At 55.7% G+C, this 697-nt stretch carries 1 protein-coding gene and 1 pseudogene; both read right to left on the reverse strand.

Annotated features, from left to right (window positions below):
- Positions 1-394: pseudogene (locus tag A6U95_RS06705) on the reverse strand (hypothetical protein); the annotation flags it as partial.
- Positions 391-697, reverse strand: a 307-nt coding sequence (locus tag A6U95_RS06710) for a lytic transglycosylase domain-containing protein (protein ID WP_139102340.1), incomplete at its 5' end; no start/stop codon positions are given. The gene A6U95_RS06710 and the pseudogene A6U95_RS06705, both read right to left, overlap by 4 nt.

The raw sequence follows: 697 nt of genomic DNA on the forward strand, positions 1-697 counted from the left end.
TACTGCCTGTGAGCGCCTCTGTCAGTGTGAGCGAGCTCCCAGGCAGAAAGGTAAACAGCAGACCTGTCAGCCAGAATCCGGAGGTATAACGCAGCGGTAACCAGTAATTGCGCATATCAAGCAGCACCATGGGGATCCCCCACGCCATCAGCCCCAGAATTTTGACAGTGCCTAACCAGGAAGAACCCGCGAGTGCTGTCGTTGCGATCAGGACTGTACCGGTACCGGCGAAAACGAGGGTGACGCCCTTGATCTGCAGCTGAGTGAGTGGCGGACCATCATGCTCAAGCAAGAATTGTTTCGCCCGATGAACCAACGGTTGGGCACCCATGAACAGAGCGGCGCTGGCCAGGGCTATCAGTAGCGAGAACTTCAGGACATATGGGGCCATCATGCGGCACCGCCCCTGAGCTTCGTGTACATCGCATAGATCTTACGGGCATAAATCATACGCCGTGGACCGTTGTCATCAGCAAAACCGGCATTGTAGGAACCGAGGCATTGCCAATTGACGCCGCATTGTTTGAGGTGTTTAGCCAGTATCCAGGCGCCGATTTGGACATTGAGGCACGGGTTGTTCAGCAAGTCTTGCTCATTGCTCAAGATCCCCAGGGACCGCAGCGCCGGAATGTGGCGGTCATTGATCTGCATCAGCCCAAAGTCGCGGCTGGTGATCCGCCCTTTTTTATCGCGATTC

It is taken from the genome of Serratia sp. 14-2641 (assembly GCF_001692375.1).
GTDB classification, from domain to species: Bacteria; Pseudomonadota; Gammaproteobacteria; order Enterobacterales; family Enterobacteriaceae; genus Chania; species Chania fonticola_C.